Below are 16754 nucleotides of genomic sequence, written 5' to 3' on the forward strand. Positions count from 1 at the left end.
CGGTCCTCGACGAGGCCGACCAGATGGCCGACATGGGCTTCCTGCCCGAGGTCACCGAGATCCTCGACCTGGTGCCGCAGGGCGGGCAGCGGCTGCTGTTCTCCGCGACGCTCGAGAACGAGATCGACACCCTGGTCAAGCGCTACCTGGTCGACCCGGTCACCCACGAGGTGGACCCGTCCGCGGGCGCCGTCTCGACCATGACCCACCATGTGCTGGTCGTGAAGCCGAAGGACAAGGCGCCGGTCACCGCCGCCATCGCGGCGCGCAAGGGCCGCACCATCATCTTCGTACGGACGCAGCTGGGCGCCGACCGCGTCGCCGAGCAGCTGTGCGACGCGGGCGTACGCGCCGACGCGCTGCACGGCGGCATGACGCAGGGCGCGCGCACCCGCACCCTGGCCGACTTCAAGGACGGGTACGTCAATGTGCTCGTCGCCACGGACGTCGCCGCGCGCGGTATCCACGTCGACGGCATCGACCTGGTGCTCAACGTGGACCCGGCCGGTGACCACAAGGACTATCTGCACCGCTCCGGCCGTACGGCCCGCGCGGGCCAGAGCGGCACCGTCGTCTCGCTGGCCCTGCCGCACCAGCGCCGCCAGATCTTCCGGCTGATGGAGGACGCGGGCGTCGACGCCTCGCGCCACATCGTCGGCGGGGGCGGAGCCTTCGACGAGGACGTGGCCCAGATCACCGGCGCGCGTTCGCTCACCGAGGTGCAGGCGGAGGCGGCCTCGAACGCGGCCAAGCAGGCCGAGCGCGAGGCGCAGGACCTCACCCGGCAGCTGGAGCGGGCACAGCGGCGCGCGACCGAGCTCCGCGAGGAGGCCGACCGGCTGTCCGTGCGGGCGGCGCGCGAGCGCGGCGAGACCGTGGCACCGGCGGAGTCCGCTACCACGGCTGAGGCCGGGGCCGGAGCCGGGGCGGAGCCAGTGGCCGAGGCCGCCGCTGTGACGCTTCCGACGCAGCGTACGGCGGAGACCGCGACCGCGTCCGCCGTGCCCGCCGTGAAGGGCGCGGAGGCCGCTGCGGAGGCCGTCCAGGGCGCGGGCGACGGCGAGGCGCCGCGCCGCTCCTCGTACTCCTCGTACGACCGCAGGGACAACGACCGGGGCCGTGGCTTCAACCGTGACCGGCGCGATGACCGCCGTGACGATCGCCGCGACGACCGTGGCGGCTTCAACCGCCGCGACGACCGCGGTGGCCGTTCCTCCGACCGCCGGGACGGCGACCGTGACCGCGGCTTCAACCGCGACCGGCGCGATGACCGCCGTGACGACCGACGGGACGACCGTCGCGACGACCGCTTCGGCCGGGACCGTGACCGCGACCGCGACCGTCGGGACAACGACCGCAACGACCGTGGCTTCGGCCGGGACCGCCGCGACGACCGCTCGTTCGGCCGCGACCGCCGGGATGACCGTGGCGGCTTCAACCGCCGGGATGACCGTGGCGGCAGCCGTCCGTACGAGGGCCGTGATGACCGTGGTGGCCGTTCCTTCGACCGCCGCGACAACGACCGCGGTGGCCGCTCGTTCGAGCGCCGCGACCACAACCACCGTGGCGGGGACCGTCCGTTCAACCGGGACCGGCGCGATGAGCGTCCGGGCCGCCGTGACGACCACCGGGGCGGTGCCGCCGGCGGCCGTTCGTACGAGCGCTCCCACAGCTCGCACGACCGGTCCTTCGACCGCCGCGCCGACAAGCCGCGCTGGAAGCGCAACGGCTGATCGGTCCGTGCCGAGGGCCGTGCCGAAGGACGTGCCGAGGGTCGTGTTGAGGGCCGTGCAACACCGCGCTGTTGCACGGCCTTTCGCCCCCGGAGGGTATTGGCTCGGGTGTTGGCCCCTCGCCGAGCTATGCTGCGGGGGTGCGGGTCATTAGCTCAATTGGCAGAGCAGTGGACTTTTAATCCATTGGTTCAGGGTTCGAGCCCCTGATGACCCACATCGGAAACCGCGGGCGCCATCGGCGACCTGCGGTTTCCTCGTTTCTGAGGGTCCCGCCGCACTGTCTCCGGCGACCCCGGATCGGGAGGTTCCCCCTCCCGTCGCACAGAAGATCGAGTCTCACTCGACCGGCGCTTGAGCAGATGCCGATCGGTACTCGAGCGCAGAGCCTGAACCTGCTGCGTCTGGCCCGCTGCTCGGAAACGCGTAAGGAGACTGCTCGTGCGACTCGCGACAACGATCCGGGGGTTGATCCCCGTCATGGCGCTGGCGGTATCGGCATGGGCGGTCTCCGCTCCGGCGTCCGCCGAAGGAAAGGGAGGCGGTGGAAAGGATGGTGAAAAGGCGGCCCCGGTGCCCTGCGGAGACGCGGCGGCGCTGGTCAACGCGGTGAGCGAGGCCAACAGCTCGCCCTCGGGAGGATCCGTCGTCCTGACCACGGGGTGTGTGTACACGCTGGGTTCCGCGGCGTACACCGGGCCCAACGGCGCTGATGGACTGCCGCTCATCACCCGTGACGTGACCATCAGCGGCACCCTGGCGACCATCAGGCGCAGTGCGTCCGCGGCGGACTTCCGGATCGCGGAGATCGCGCCCGGTGGAAGCCTTACGCTCAACGGCGTGACCTTCTCGGGCGGCCGGGCGACCTCGGGGGCGGGCACCGACGGCGGTGGCATCCTCGACGGGGGCTCGTTGCGGCTGATCCAGTCCACGGTGACGGGCAACACCGCGAGCAATGTCGGCGGGGGCATCGAGGTCGCCTCGGGCGGCTCCGCGGTGCTTTCGGCCACGGATGTGACGCACAATTCCGCGGGGGACGGCGGCGGTATTCACATCAATACGTCGGCCACTCTCGGCGTCTCGGGCGGCAACATTTCGGACAATACCGCGGACAGCTCGGGCGGTGGCGTCAGCAACTTCGGAACGACGCTGCTGGGCGCCGTCGAGATCGCGCGGAACAGGACCACCAACTTCGAGGGCGGTGGCATCTCCACCGCGATCGGCGATCTCACCCTCAACGGCAGCCGGGTGACCGCGAACACCGCGGGCAGTTTCGGTGGCGGTATCGCCAATATGGGCAGCGCGCTGCGGGTGCTGGCCACCACCGTGTCCGGGAATACCGCCACGCTGAACGGCGGCGGTGTGTTCCAGCACGCGGGCACCACACAAATGACCGGAGACACCGTCACCGGCAATACGGCCAATGGCGGTCAGGGCGGCGGGATCTTCACCGACGGCGGCTCGATCGCGCTCTCCGCGACCACGGTCACGGGGAACAACCCGAACCAGTGCGTACCGGCCCTCGCCGGATGCTGAAAGCGGCTCACGGCCGCTGAAACGATGCGGCCGAACGCCGCGGCGCCCCCGGAAGCCGGTCTTCCGGGGGCGCCGCCTGCGTGACCGTGTGCTCTGCCGTCAGTGCTTGCAGTCCTTCTTCTTGGCCTTGACCTTGGCCTTGGCCTTGTGCTGCTTCGTCGCCTTGTGGGCGCACTTGTCCTTCTTGTGCGGAGCCTTGGCCTTGTGCACGGTCTTGGCCTTGTGCGGGTCCTTGGCCTTGCGCTCCTTCTTCGGCGGGTCCTTGTGCACGACCACGACCGGGTCCGGCTCATCGACGGCGATGTTCGCACAGTCGGAGCCGATGTTGACGTCGCCGGTCGGGGCGGTCACGGTAGTGATAAGAGTGGTGCCGGTGGCGGTGTCGCACTCATTGGACTGGGAGACCGAACCCACCCCGTTGCTCGTGAAGTTGATGCAGTCCGAGCCGAGGTCGATGTCGCCGGTGGGGGCGGCGGCGCCGGTGTTGGTGGTGGCGCCGGTGGCCGTGTCGCAGAGGTTTCGCTGAGCCCCGCTGGACTGCGGGAAGAGGCCGTGGGCACTCGCGCTACCGGCCCCGCCGACCACCATTGTGCCCGCGGCCGCCGCGGCCATGAGAGCTGCCTTCTTACCGATCTGCATTTTCCTGGTGCCTCCATATCGGGTTCTCCGCGAATAAATCCGCAGACACCCGTTGAACGATATTTCCGGAGGCCTGGATCCGGGAATAATCGAAGCATCACCCATCCGCCACAGTAAAGGTATATTCCAGCAAGCGAAAAGTGTTACGTCCGTGGAAACGAAAAAATGAGCGCGGCCCCGGGGAGAATTTCCCCAAGGCCGCGTTCATGGCGAGCGGATGTCTCCGGAGCCCGCTGACGGGTTCCGGAGGCTCGGTGCTTCAGGACCGCTGACGGTTTCCCTGACCACCGCTCTTACCGCTCTTCGTGCCGTTCGCGCTCTTCGCCCGAGCCTAGTTCCCGGGGTCGGCGCCCGCGGCATTGACGCAGTTGGTCTCGTTGGTGACCTCGGCGCCGGGGCCGATCGTGATCGGGCCCGTCACTGAGGTGGTGCGGCAGTCGTTGCTCTGCTCCGTGACCCCGCCCGACTCACTGACGTTGACGCAGTTGGTCCCGTTCTTGATCTCGGTCCCGGGAGCCAGCGCCACGGTGATCGGACCGACGACGGAGTGGGTGCGGCAGCGGTTCTCCTGCGACGTCACGCCCGATTCGGCGCTGTTGACGCAGTTGGTCTCATTGCTGATCTCGGTGGGACCGGCGGCCACGGTGATGTCACCGATGACGGAACTGGTGGTGCAGTGATTGCTCTGCTTCCCGCCGTTGGCGTCGGCCGAGCGGCTGGGATCGGGGCCGGTGGCTTCGGCTCCGCCCGCACCGCCGATGAGCAGCGCGCCCACGGTCGCCGCAAGAAGCGCCGTCCTTTTGCGCATGTGCATAAAGAGCCTCCAATCGGGATTTCGGCACGGCACGCTCATCGCCGTAACCGGAAACCTCTTTCATGGCAGCGGCCCTGGAAGGGAGGCTTCCAGGGCCGCGATTCCCAACGGGGGGATGCCTCATGGTGCTACCGCGGGCGGGAACACCATGAAAGGGTCAGCGACTCAGTGAGTGACGCTGTCGTCGACGGCGATGTTCGTGCAGTTGGAGCCGACGTTGGTGTCGCCCGTCGGAGCGGCCGCACCGGTGATCAGCGTGACGCCGGTGGCAGTGTCGCACTCGTTGGACTGGACGACCGAACCGCTGCCGCTGCTGAAGTTGACGCAGTCCGAGCCCACGTTGATGTCGCCGGTGGGCGCGGCACCGCCGGTGTTGGTGGTGGTGCCGGCAGCCGTGTCACAGCTGTTGAGCTGCACGATGAAGTCGTCGTTGTTGTTGGCCAGGGCCCCACCCGCGCCACCGATGACCAGAGCGCCGGCGGCCGCGGTAAGGAGAACTGCCTTCTTGCCGATGTTCACTTAATTCCTCCGTCTGGGTTGCTCCGCGAATTCACGGACGCATGACACAACGAAGCTCATCAGTTAAGGCTTCGGGCCGCCAGTCAGCTTCACCCATCCGGCATAGTGTGGCTCTTCCGGTGCGTGTTATCCGAGAATCCCGCTAAGGGGGACCAATGCGAGCTCCATTTGGCCCAGCGGAATCCCGATCCCTTTTATGAGGAGGGGAGGAGAGCGGTTCCCGGGCGGCTGCCGGACGGCTGCCGGGCCTCGGCGGGGCCGCGGTGTGGGGCCTTGGTGGGGCGGGGGCGAGGCGGCCTTACGGCGACCGGCCGGGGCGCCCTGCCCCGCGCCCGGACTTGTTCGACCGGTCGGACGAGTGATACATCCAGGCTCTACGACGCAGGAGTGAGTGAGGCACAGTCACACCGACAGCTTCGCGGAACCGCGGCGCGGCGTGTGTTCACGCCGCTACGCTAAGTGCGCGGAGTGGTCGCCCGGGGGGCGCGGCGAATCGACGCCGGGAGGCGGGAGGAGAGACATGGGGCACTCACGAGGGGAAGGGACCCCTGCCGAGCTGATGGACGGGCTGCTCGCCCGTGCGCAGAACGGCTTCGAGATCGGTGAGGCAGTGCTGGCCCAGGCGCGGGGCGCCCTGATGCACCAGTCCGAGCTGCGGTCCTGCCGACAGTGCAATGAGCGGTGCGGCCAGCTCGGGTACAGCACCTATCGGCATGTCTTCCTGCTACCCGACGGCAGCAGCCTGCTGCTGTGGGAACTGGAACACAACACGGGCGAGGGCAACCGCCCGCTGTACGAGCTCTACGCGGACGAGGACGCCCTGACGCTGGCTGAGCGCCGCGTCCACGAGCGTCTCGGCGGCGCCCGCTGGGAGGAGCTCGACGGGTTACCGCTGTGGCTCCCCGACCAGTTGCTGCACACGGCAGAGCCCGTGGAGAGCACCCGTGCGTATGTGGCCGACAATTCGGCCGACCACGCCCGACGCGTCCTGCGCCGCGCGGAGAACCCCGACCGTCCGGGCGAGGCGACCGAGCGGCTGCTGGCCACCGCGTTCGCCCATGACATCGCCCTCGCGCCCAAGCCCCGGCGCCGCTCCGGCGGTCCCGACGCGACCTGGTGCCGCTTCTATGAGCACGCCTTCCTCCTCACCGGAGGGGACGAGGTCGTGCTGTGGGAGCTGGAGCACAATCTGACCAGGGACGGTCGGCTGGTCTGCGAGGTCTACCTCGACGAGGTCTCGGCGGAGCTCGCTGCGGACCGCCACGCCCGCGCGCTGGGCGTCGACCTCTGACGTACGCGGGACTTCGGCGAGACGTCCCCGTACGGTGTCCAGCACCCGCTTGGCCGACACCGGCTCGCCTGGCGGCCCGTCAGCCGGAAGCCTTGTCATGGTGGTGATGCCGTGACGACGGTGACGCCGTGACGCTGTGACGGCGGCGGTACGCGGACAGGGAAGCGAGAGAAGCCGGTGCGGGTGCGAGGGAGCAGGGCTCGTACGGGCGCCCGTACGCAAGGCCGTACGGAGGGTCGTACGGAGCGGCGTACGGCCTGGCCCCTGCTGACCCGCCCGCGCCCCCGCCGCCGCCCCTCCACCCGCGTCCGTACGCTCATCGACATCGACGCCGCGGCCGGTGCCGCCGCCGACGCGTCCACCGGGTCCACCGCGGTGCCCGCCCCGGCCGAGGAGAGCGGTAAGGAGGCCGCGGGGCGCCGATTGGCGCGCTGGGCACCCGCCGTTCTGATCCTCGGCGGCATCGCCTTCGACCTGGCCTCTCCGTCCAGCTACACCGCCTCGCCGTTCTTCGCCGCCGCCCCTTTGGTCGCCGCGGCGCTCTTACCGCTGCGGCAGACCGTCATCATGGCCGTCATCGCCGTCCTCGCCACCTGTCTGCTGGCGGAGTTGCACGGTGTGCAGGACCCGACCCAGGCGGCCACCGAGATCATCACGGTGGCGACCGTGACCGTGCTTGCGGTGGTGATCAACCGCGTCGTACGCCGCAGCTACCACCGGCTCGCCTCGGCGCGCGGTGTCGCGGAGGCGGCCCAGCGCGCCGTCCTGCCCGCGCCGCCCGCCCGGCTCGCCGGGCTGGAGATCGCCGCGCGCTACGTACCGGCGGAGAAGTACGCGGCCATCGGCGGTGACCTGTACGCGGTCCAGGACACCCCGCACGGCGTACGGCTGACCGTCGGGGACGTGCGCGGCAAGGGTCTTGGGGCCGTGGAGGTCGTGGCGATCCTCCTGGGCTGCTTCCGGGAGGCGGCGGAGCAGGAGACGACCCTGGAGGCGCTTGTGGGCCGCCTGGAGCGGGCGCTGCAGCGCGAGGGCGCCCGGCGGGCCGACCTGGAGGTGGTCGAGGGGTTCACGACGGCTGTGGTGGCCGAAATTCCGCGCGGCGACTCCACCCTGCGGCTGATCAACCGCGGCCATCCGGCGCCACTGCTCCTGACGGAGGGCGGCGCGGTGCGCGCCCTGGAGCCGGAGGCGTCGGCGCTGCCGGTGGGGATGGGGGAGTTGGCGGGCTGGCCGGACCGGGTGATGGAGCTGGGCTTCGCGGAGGGCGAGACGCTGCTGCTGTTCACGGACGGGGTGACGGAGGCCCAGGACCGCCATGGGGAGTTCTATGACCCCGAGGAGCGGCTGCGCGGCCACCGCTTCGCCGATCCGCAGGAGCTGCTGGACGCGTTGGTGGCCGATGTCGAGCGCCATACGGGTGGCGAGACGTCGGACGACATGGCCCTGCTGGCGGTCCGCCGAACCCCGGCCCGCGGCAACGGCCGGGACAACGGCTACGGCCGGGACAACGGCGAGGGGAACGGCGGGGCGGACCCCACTCCGCCGTAGGCATCCGCACCGCGCACGGTGCGTAACCGACCGTGCCCCCTCCGCATAACAATTGACGCACGATCGATCCGTACGCGGTTTTGCCAACTCTTGCCCAGTCCGCCGACTCGCCCCATCTGTCCCTTCTTGGGCGCTAAGTTCATGCCAAAGGTGCGTGGATTCCTCGGAACAGCTTGGAATCACATCGCGCTCTCTATTAACGTTCGATAACGCAGCGCGGTCGTCACAACCGCCGCAAGGGCGGCACCGTGCGCCGTCGCCGAATCCCATACGCACCGCGGCAGCACCGCACCACCAGCACCACGGCAACACCAGCAGCACCAAGGGAACCGGGGAACCAACAACCTTGGGGTGAATCGGGTCGAACCTGACCCGTAGGAGACCTTCCTGCTCCGAACCCGTCAGCTAACCCGGTAGGCGAGAGGGAAGGAAAGGAGTGCGCCTCCGTGGCGTCCAACAGGTCTGCCCTGGACGAGGCCCCGTTTCGCACACGGGGAGGCGGTTTGGGGACCGCCACCGCCTACGGCCCCGGCTTTGACGCCGACGCCGGGATGAGCTCAGGGGACGGCCGTTTCGCCCCCGACGACCCTTATGCGTTCGCCCCCGACGACCGCTTCGCGGACGAGGGCGCCCCCGAGGGCCCGGGTGCCGGATTCGAGGCCGAGACCTGGGAGGAGTGGAACCCCACCGAGGAGTCCATCGCTCCCGTACGCGGGCGGCACCGCGTGGCCAAACAGCGGGGGGGAACCATGGCGCGCAGCGGCGCCGTGCTCGGGGTCGGTGTGATCGCGGCGGTCGGTGCGGGCGGTATGGCCAGTGCCAAGGACCGTCCCGCGCTCCCCATATCCATGCCGGACCTCGGCCACGTCGCCGATGAGGTCAAGGCCAACCTGCCCGCCGCGAAGGACCTGCCCGGCATCGGCTCCTGGGCGTCGGACGACAGCGGCGGCGCGCAGACCGCCGCCGCCCCGCTCTCCCAGGCCGGTCTGACCAGCGAGGACCAGCAGCGCGGCACCACCGACGCGGGCGAGGCGCTCCGGGCCCGCATCCTCCAGCAGGCCGAGAACCAGCAGAACGCGGCGGACGAGGACAGCCGCACCGCCGCCGCGAAGGCCGCCGCCGAGGACGCCAGGGCCTCCGCGGACAAGGCCGCGGAGGCGGCCGCCAAGCGGAAGGCGGAGGAGGCGGCGGAGAAGAAGGCCGCCGAGCAGCGGGCGAAGGAGGCGGCGGAGAAGAAGGCCGCGGCCGAGCGCCAGGCCAGACTCGCCGCCGCGTACAACCTCCCCGTCGGCTCGTACACCCTGACCGCCAGCTTCGGCCAGGCGGGCGACATGTGGTCGGCCGACCACACCGGCCAGGACTTCGCCGCCCCGACCGGCACCCCGGTCAAGGCGGTGCACGGCGGCACCGTCACCCAGGCGGGCTGGGCCGGTTCGTACGGCTACCGCATCGTGCTGACCCTGAGCGACGGCACCGAGCTGTGGTTCTGCCACCTGTCCTCGATGGTGGTCACCTCCGGCAAGGTGTCGACGGGCGATGTCATCGCCCGCGTCGGCGCCACCGGCAATGTGACCGGTCCGCACCTCCACCTCGAGGTCCGGCCGGGCGGCGGCTCGCCGATCGACCCGATGCCCTGGCTGCGCCAGCACGGGCTGAACCCCTGAAACTCCGGCGGCCCTGGCGCTCTCTCCCCCCTTGACGCCAGGGCCGCCGGTTACTTCTAGGCGGTGCCGCCCTTAAGGAACGCATCTAGGCGGTGCAGCCCTTAAGGAACGCACGCGGGAACAAGCGGGCCGGACCAAGCGGGAACGGGCAGCCCGGAACGAGAGGGCCGGAACAACCCGGTCCGGCCGACCGTTGCAAAAATATATGGCTGACAACATGCACAAGATCGGCGCCCTGTCCGTCTTCCCGCTCTCCCTCGGTGGGAACGTCTTCGGCTGGACCGCGAACGAGGCCGAGTCCTTCCGGGTGCTCGACGCCTATGTGGAGGCGGGCGGCAACTTCATCGACACCGCCGATGTCTACTCCGTCTGGGTGCCGGGCAACGAGGGCGGCGAGTCCGAGACCGTCCTCGGCAACTGGTTCGCCTCCCGCGGCAACCGCTCCGACATCGTCCTCGCCACCAAGGTGGGCGGCGGCTCACCGGAGCCGCGGGGTCTGACCTCGTCCGCCATCAAATCGGGCGTCGAGGAATCCCTCCAGCGGCTGCGCACCGACTACATCGACCTTTACTACACCCACTACGACGACCCGTCGGTGCCGGTGGAGGAGATCATCAGCACCCTGGACGAGCTGGTCCGGGAGGGCAAGGTCCGCGAGATCGCCGCGTCCAACATCGGCGCGGACCGCCTGGAGGCCCTGCTGACCTTCTCCACCCGGGAGAACCTGGCCCGCTACGTCGCCCTCCAGCCGCACTACAACCTGGTCTCGCGCGACACCTTCGAGGGCGAGCTGTCCGAGGTCGCCGCCCGCCACGACCTGGCGACGATCCCGTACTACTCCCTGGCGTCCGGCTTCCTCACCGGCAAGTACCGCCCGGGCGTTACCGTCGACAGCCCCCGCTCCACGGGCGCGGCCAAGCACCTGGCGACCGAGCGCGGCCAGAAGGTCCTCGCCGCCCTGGACGACGTCGCCGCCAACCACCACACCGAGCCCGCCACGGTCGCCCTGGCCTGGCTCCTCGCCCAGCCCACGGTCGTGGCCCCCCTCGCCAGCGCCAGCTCCGTCGACCAGCTCCCCGCCCTCCTGGCCTCGGTCGACCTCAAGCTGACCCAACCGGAACTGGACCTGCTGACGTCGGCATCGCACTGACCCGAAGACGGCGCGAGAGCGAACCGCACGGCGGGCGGGCAACAACTCCCGCCCGCCGAAGTTCGGGTTACCCGAGCTGGAACCCGGTGCCGTCGGGCCAGATCACCCTCGCGCCCGACCCGTTGCAGAGGTCGATCAGGTCTTGTTGTGGGCGTGCGGGCAGCAGTACGGCGAGGGCCGGTGTTGGCGTGATGTAGCGGCGGTAGTCATAGAGCTGCCCTATGGCCATGCGTACCGCTTCACGGGTCACGCTGCCCTTGGCCTCGACCAAGACCTGGTCGGTGGTGTCGAAAAGGTCGGTGTAGAGGGCTCTGACCTCTCCGGCCGGGATGATCTTCTTACGTGTGACGGTGTGGCCCTGTTGCTGCAGGTGGTCGCGATAGGCGCTGACCAGCGGTGCCTCGCGCCGCTCTGCCTCGCGCTCCTGGACCTTTGAGTTGACGAGCATGCGCTCCGTCTGGTGCTTCTCGATCTCGACATCCTCAACGACGTCCTCGTCGCGCGGAGTGAAGGCGAGGTCTTCACCGAGCTTCACCACGGCACCGGTGGGCTTGATGCGGAACATGATCACGCTACGGGTCTCGCCCTCCGCGTCCGGCGCATCCCGGTAGTACCACGGGGTATCCGTGGCCAGCGCGAACTCCCCCATGTAAGCCACGACGCCCCGGGCCACTGAGTCGAACAGATGCAGGGCGCGCCCTTCCTGCACATGGTGGAGGATGGCCGAGTTCCCCCGGGTCATCGTCTGATCGCCTGTCTGGCCTTCTCCGGTGTAGTGGTAACAGCCGTCCGTTCCCCAGCCGTCGAAGTAGCCCACCTGATGGCCTCGGCCGGGATTGGAGAACAGGAGCACGTTGGGGCTCTTGCGCGAGGGCGCGATGCCTCCCTGCCGACTGCCGCCGTAGAGGTCTTGTATCGCCGTACGCTTGCGCTTCTCGCCAGGCGCTATGTCCAACATGGGTCCCCGAAGATCCAAGAATCATGGTTGACCCAGAGGTTAGCCCTATAAGCGTATTAATTTGGGGAGGGCCGCCCCCCACGGCATGCCGGGGCGGCCCTGATGGCGCGAGTGCTCGCCTCGTTGAGCGGGGTCAGTGCAGGGCGCTGAGCTCTTGCCAGGTGGGGTACGGGAGGTTCCAGTCGCCGAAGCCGTTGCCGGTGGAGACGGTGGCGCGGGTGGAACCGGTTATTTGGACGATGTCGCCTCGGGTGGCGCGGTTGTAGAACCACTTGCCGTCGGCGAGGGACATGCCGACGCAGCCGTGGCTCATATTGGTCTGGCCGAAGTAGCCAAGGCCCTCGTTCCAGGGGGCGGCATGGGCGTAGGTGCCCGAGGTGGTGAGGTGGACTGCCCAGGGGACGTCCTTGTCGTAGGGGTCGGCTATGCCGACGGATTCGCTGGTCATGTTGACCATGGGGGCCTTGTCGAGGACGACCATGGTGCCGTTCCAGGTGGGGTAGGAGGGTTGGCCGGCGGATATGGGGATGGTCTTCTGCTTCTGGCCGTCCTCGTAGACGGTCATCGTGTGCTTCTTGATGTCGACCTTGGAGATCCGGGGCGTGCCGATGGTGAAGGTCGTTGAGACATCGCGGCGGAGATAGCGGGAGTCGCCGGTGTTCACGCCGCTGAGGCGGGCTCGGAGGGTGACCTTGGCGTCCTTGTGCCAGTACGACTTGGGGCGCCAGTCGACCCGCTCGGTGCCGGTGAGGGGGTCCTTGACCCAGCCCCAGGAGCCTTCGACCTTCGGGCTCGTGGAGATGGAGAGCTGGCGCTCCACCGCTGCCTTGTCGGTAACGGGGTGGTCGAAGGCCAGGGAGACCGGCTGGCCCATGCCGACGGTGGCGCCCTTGGACGGGGTGACGGTAACGCCGTTGGTCTGCTGGGCGGCGCGGGTGCGGAAGGTGGAGTGCTGGACGGCGGTCTTGCCTGCGGCGTTGGTGGCCGTGGCCTCGACGGTGTAGGTCGTGCCCGGGGTCATCGTGCGGTTGGAGCGCCAGCTGGTCTTGGAGTGGGAGAGGGCGCCGGTCACCGTGACGGCCTGGGAGCCGGCGCCGTCCGGGGTGATGCGGACCTTGGTGAGGGTGCCGTGGGAGGCGGTCACCTTGACCGGGGCCTCGGGGGCTATCGCCGCCGAGTCGCTGCCCGGGGTGATGGTGATCCGGGCGGGCTTGGCGTCGACCGGGTCCACCGAGGCGGACTTCGACGCCGACTGGCATCCCACGAGCAGGGCGACGGCGATGGCGGGCACCGTAAGGGTGCGCAGGGAACGTACGGAGAGCACGGCGGACCTCTTGCGGGAGTCGTGAAGGGTGGTGGTGGGAGGGCAGGAGTGGGTCAGCAACGCCTCTTCACCTCCTCGGGGTTGGCCCGGTACGGGCCCCGGGGAGGCGGTGGCGGCGGGGTCGAGGCACCACAGCGAGACCGCTACGCAGTAGGCGGAGGGGCCGTCGGTGTGGCCGCCGGATGGGCTGCCGACCGGGGCGAGATCAGGGAGATCGGAGGGCGGGCCATGGCGGAAGTGGGCCCGCATGCGGTTACGGGCGCGGCGCCGGGAGCTGACGGCGGGACGCAGGGCGACGGTGCGCGCCCATGGCGTGCCCGCGGCCATGAGCCGCTTCGCCGTAGCCGTGTAGAACTGGTCGAAAAACTGGTCGAAATTGGATGGTGTGGTGGAAGGTGATGGTCTTGACATGAATCCCCCGCGCCCCCGCATGCTCCCCGCTTCTATGTAGGAACACGTCTGAAAGGGGCGGGAGGTTACAGACGACTTTCCGGGCCGCCGGATCCGTAGGGCAGGGGGGAGGCGTGCGGCGTCGCCGAGTTCGCGGGCGGCTGCGGGCTCCCCGGTGATTCCGGGCTCCGTGGTGGTTGCTGGGCCTGCGGAGTGCGCTGGGTCTGCGGTGGTTGCTGGGTCTGCGGTGGCTGCGGTCCGCGCTGGAGCGGGGCGATCCACGGTGCGTAGGTCGGATGGGGCCCGTACTGCGCCTGGGCGCCGGAGCCGGGGTCGTGGCCGGACCCGGGACTGCCGTAGCCGGTGCCGGACCCGGGACTGCCATAGCCATACCCGTAGCCGGACGCCGGGCCGTCGTAGCCGGATGCCGGGCCGCCGTAGCCATAGCCGTAGCCCTGACCGCTTCCGTAGCCGTACGCGTGCCCGCCGCCGTACGGCCCCGCGGGCCAGAACGGTGCGGGCATCGTGCCCGGTGCGGGCCGGGGTGCGCGGCGGGGCCGGGGGAGCGGTACCGACAGCGCCGCGTGGGCCAGGGCGGGCTGGGCCGTCTCCCGCCGCTCCCACAGACGGTCCAGCAGCTTCCTCTCGTCCGTGGTGAAGTCGGGCCCCGCCATACCCCGGTACGCACGCCTCCGCAGAAGGGCCAGCGAGGTCGCGAAGGCGGTGTACTCGCCGACCGTACGGGCCGCCGCCGCGCCGTGGGTGCGGCGGGCGAGGTCGCGGGCGATCCCGCGGGCGCGCATCGACGACAGCGCGAGCGGTTCGGGCGGGGTGAGCCAGCCCGTGGCCTGGTAGGCGGTGAGCTGCTCCCGTATCGCGCGCAGCTCCCTGGTGCGGGACAAGATCGTCAGCCAGGTCAGCATCCCGAACACCGGGACCATGAACAGGGCGTAGACGATGAGGAAGCCATAGCCGCCGAGGGCCGCCGAGCCGTTCCAGAGGCCGTGCAGGAGCATCGCCATCAGCAGCATGACGACCGGCATGAGAACGCGGCGGATGCGCTGGTGCCGCGCCGCCGCGGCGGCTATGCCGAAGCCCACACCCGTCATCGAGGTGAACAGGGGGTGTGCGAAGGGGGACATCACGGCGCGGATGAAGAAGGTCGCGGCCGTGGTCGACCGGATGCCGGAGTAGCCGAGCGTCTGATCGCTGACGAACGCGGAGCCGAGATAGAGGATGTTCTCGGTGAAGGCGAAACCGGTGGCGGTGATTCCGGCGACGACGACCCCGTCGACCACCCCGTTGAAGTCACGGCGGCGGAAGAGGAAGAGCAGTAGCACGGCCGCCGCTTTGGCGCTCTCCTCCACGAACGGCGCGACGAAGGTGGCGCCCCAGGTGTCGGCGTCGGCCTGGCCGGTCGGGGACGAGGAGTCCACGGTGGTCATCAGCCACTCGGTGGCGAAGCCGTTCGCTATCAGCGCGACCAGCGTGGCCGCGCACGCCCCCCAGGCGAAGGCGAACAAAAGGTTTCGCCAGGGCTTGGGGTCCACGCGGTCCAGCCACCGGAAGCCCGCGATGATCAGCGGTACGGGGAGGACGGCGAGGCCGAGCCCCACCAGGAAGCCCTTGGTCCCCGTCTGCTCGCGCACCAGGGCCAGGATGATCAGGCCGGAGAGCGAGAGCAGACCGATGAGCGCGGTGGCCCGGAGCGCCTTGTTGTGCCATACCTGGGCCAGGCGGCCGCCCGGGCCCCACAGCCGCTGGCGGGGCGGTCGCGGCCAGCCCGCCGGTGCGGCGCCGGTGTCGAACCACGGATGCCGGTCACCGTAAGGAGCGCCGTAGTAGGGCATGCCGTACGGGGCGCCGGGGTGCGGCGCCGCCTCGCCGGGGTGCGGCGCTGACTGTGCCGCTTCGTACGGTGCGTTGGGTGGAGCCTCAGCCCCGTGCGGGGCGTCCTGCGGTGTCCCGTGCGGCGCGGCGTGGGCTGCCTCGTGCCGCGCTCCTTGTGGTGCCTCGTACGGCGGCGTGGCCGGGCGTGGTTCGGGCGGCTCTTGCGGGGGCGGGGACTGATGCACTCAACCGACCCTAACGAAAGGGGGAGGGGGACTCAGGGGTTATGCCCAGCCCCTCGGGGTCGTTATGTGTCGTTGCGACGGAAGATCAGGTCATGGACGAGGTGTCCCTTGTCCAGTCCCTGGCCCTCGAACTTGGTGAGTGGCCGGAAGTCCGGGCGCGGGGTGTAGCCGCCGTCGGCCTGGGAGTTGTCGAAGGCGGGGCTCGCGGAGAGGACCTCCAGCATCTGCTCCGCGTACGGCTCCCAGTCGGTCGCGCAGTGCAGCAGTGCGCCTGGCTTCAGCCGGGTGGCGGCGAGCTCGATGAACTCGGGCTGGATGAGGCGGCGCTTGTGGTGCCGCTTCTTGGGCCAGGGGTCGGGGAAGAAGACCCGCAGTCCGGAGAGCGAGGCGGGGGCCAGCATCTCGCGGAGCAGGATGATCGCGTCGCCGTTGGCGACCCGGACGTTGTCCAGGCCGTTGCGCTCGGCGAGCGCGAGCAGATTGCCCTGGCCGGGGGTGTGGACGTCGGCGGCGAGGATGCCCGTGCCGGGGTCGGCGGCGGCCATCTGCGCGGTGGCCTCCCCCATGCCGAAGCCGATCTCCAGGACGACGGGGAGCTCGGGGCGCGGGCCCGCCTCTGTGGCGAACACCTCACCGAGGTCGATCCGGCTCAGCCCGTCGATGTCCAGGCCCCACTGCGGCCAGAGGCGGCGCAGCGCCTCGCCCTGGCCCGGGGTCACCCGGCCGCGGCGGGGGCGGAAGGAGCGGATGCGGCGCTCGTGGTGCGAGCCCGCCGGGTCGGCCGCGGGGCCACCTGGGAACATCGGCTCGCTGCGGTCACGGGGGCTGCCGTCACGCAGGCTGCCGCGGTCACGGGGGGCGGGCAGGGCGCGCTCCACGTGGGGATCGGGGGTGGTGGGCTTCTCGGACACAGTGCTTCGATTCTACGGGCGGGGACGGAGGACGGGGCGGGCGTGGGCGTGGGGCGCTGGGGAGGCTCGGCCGCGTACACATCGGCGGGGGCTGGCCCGTACGGCTGCGGCTGGGCCCGGTCCGTACGGTCGCGGCGGGCCCGGCCTGCACCTCCCAGCGCTTCGGCAGCGGTCCCGGCCCGTACGGCGGCCGTGGGCC

Annotated in this window: 13 protein-coding genes, 1 tRNA gene and 1 riboswitch; of the genes, 7 read left to right on the forward strand and 7 right to left on the reverse strand. The window is 70.2% G+C overall.

Translation table 11 applies throughout. From position 1 onward, the window contains the following. From VT50_RS36740 to VT50_RS36750, 3 genes are all read left to right on the forward strand, one after another. Positions 1–1733 (forward strand): DEAD/DEAH box helicase (locus tag VT50_RS36740; protein ID WP_079343974.1); only part of this gene is annotated, 1733 nt, incomplete at its 5' end. Positions 1734–1877: 144 nt separating this feature from the next. After that, positions 1878–1950 (forward strand) — tRNA-Lys (locus tag VT50_RS36745). A gap of 224 nt (positions 1951–2174) precedes the next feature. Next, positions 2175–3269, forward strand: coding sequence for a right-handed parallel beta-helix repeat-containing protein (locus tag VT50_RS36750; RefSeq protein WP_046086482.1), 1095 nt, complete (start codon positions 2175–2177; stop codon positions 3267–3269). 99 nt (positions 3270–3368) lie between these two features. Here the strand turns inward: VT50_RS36750 and VT50_RS36755 are convergent, their stop codons facing one another. The 3 genes from VT50_RS36755 to VT50_RS36765 all read right to left on the reverse strand — a co-directional run bounded on the left by VT50_RS36755 (position 3369) and on the right by VT50_RS36765 (position 5241). Then, positions 3369–3908 carry a hypothetical protein gene (locus VT50_RS36755; RefSeq protein ID WP_046086481.1) on the reverse strand — a complete coding sequence of 180 codons (540 nt, stop codon included), beginning with the start codon at positions 3906–3908 and terminating at the stop codon, positions 3369–3371. A gap of 331 nt (positions 3909–4239) precedes the next feature. Beyond that, positions 4240–4722 carry a hypothetical protein gene (locus VT50_RS36760; protein WP_046086480.1) on the reverse strand — a complete coding sequence of 161 codons (483 nt, stop codon included), beginning with the start codon at positions 4720–4722 and terminating at the stop codon, positions 4240–4242. Between the two features lie 165 nt (positions 4723–4887). Continuing rightward, the gene (locus VT50_RS36765; RefSeq protein WP_046086479.1) at positions 4888–5241 is read right to left on the reverse strand and encodes a hypothetical protein; all 354 of its coding nucleotides are present in this window, start codon (positions 5239–5241) and stop codon (positions 4888–4890) included. A 520-nt stretch (positions 5242–5761) separates the two neighbouring features. Between VT50_RS36765 and VT50_RS36770 the strand changes: the two genes are divergently transcribed. The 4 genes from VT50_RS36770 (at position 5762) to VT50_RS36785 (ending at position 10897) form a co-directional block, all read left to right on the forward strand. After that, entirely contained in the window at positions 5762–6532 is a 771-nt protein-coding gene (locus VT50_RS36770) for a DUF6227 family protein (RefSeq protein ID WP_046086478.1), read from the forward strand. A gap of 177 nt (positions 6533–6709) precedes the next feature. Next, a complete protein-coding gene (locus VT50_RS36775; protein ID WP_053048581.1) occupies positions 6710–8083 on the forward strand; it encodes a PP2C family protein-serine/threonine phosphatase in 1374 nt (457 codons plus the stop codon). A gap of 299 nt (positions 8084–8382) precedes the next feature. Beyond that, positions 8383–8518, forward strand: a riboswitch (cyclic di-AMP (ydaO/yuaA leader). An 11-nt stretch (positions 8519–8529) separates the two neighbouring features. After that, positions 8530–9747 (forward strand): M23 family metallopeptidase, encoded by a 1218-nt coding sequence (locus VT50_RS36780; RefSeq protein WP_046086477.1) that lies wholly within the window; start codon positions 8530–8532, stop codon positions 9745–9747. A 205-nt stretch (positions 9748–9952) separates the two neighbouring features. Further along, complete coding sequence (locus VT50_RS36785; RefSeq protein WP_046086476.1) at positions 9953–10897, forward strand: aldo/keto reductase; 945 nt, start codon at positions 9953–9955, stop codon at positions 10895–10897. 67 nt (positions 10898–10964) lie between these two features. On the opposite strand, the gene VT50_RS36790 is transcribed toward VT50_RS36785, so the two are convergent. The 4 genes from VT50_RS36790 to trmB all read right to left on the reverse strand — a co-directional run bounded on the left by VT50_RS36790 (position 10965) and on the right by trmB (position 16555). After that, entirely contained in the window at positions 10965–11855 is an 891-nt protein-coding gene (locus tag VT50_RS36790) for an SRA domain-containing endonuclease (RefSeq protein WP_046086475.1), read from the reverse strand. Between the two features lie 133 nt (positions 11856–11988). Continuing rightward, a complete protein-coding gene (locus VT50_RS36795; RefSeq protein WP_143645339.1) occupies positions 11989–13506 on the reverse strand; it encodes a L,D-transpeptidase in 1518 nt (505 codons plus the stop codon). 149 nt (positions 13507–13655) lie between these two features. After that, positions 13656–15419, reverse strand: a complete 1764-nt coding sequence (locus VT50_RS36800) for a PrsW family intramembrane metalloprotease (RefSeq protein ID WP_078840723.1) — start codon at positions 15417–15419, stop codon at positions 13656–13658. 287 nt (positions 15420–15706) lie between these two features. After that, positions 15707–16555 (reverse strand): tRNA (guanosine(46)-N7)-methyltransferase TrmB, encoded by an 849-nt coding sequence (gene trmB / locus VT50_RS36805; RefSeq protein WP_075200357.1) that lies wholly within the window; start codon positions 16553–16555, stop codon positions 15707–15709. Between the last annotated feature and the right edge of the window lie 199 nt (positions 16556–16754).

The organism is Streptomyces antioxidans, from assembly GCF_000968685.2.
Taxonomy (GTDB): Bacteria; Actinomycetota; Actinomycetes; order Streptomycetales; family Streptomycetaceae; genus Streptomyces; species Streptomyces antioxidans.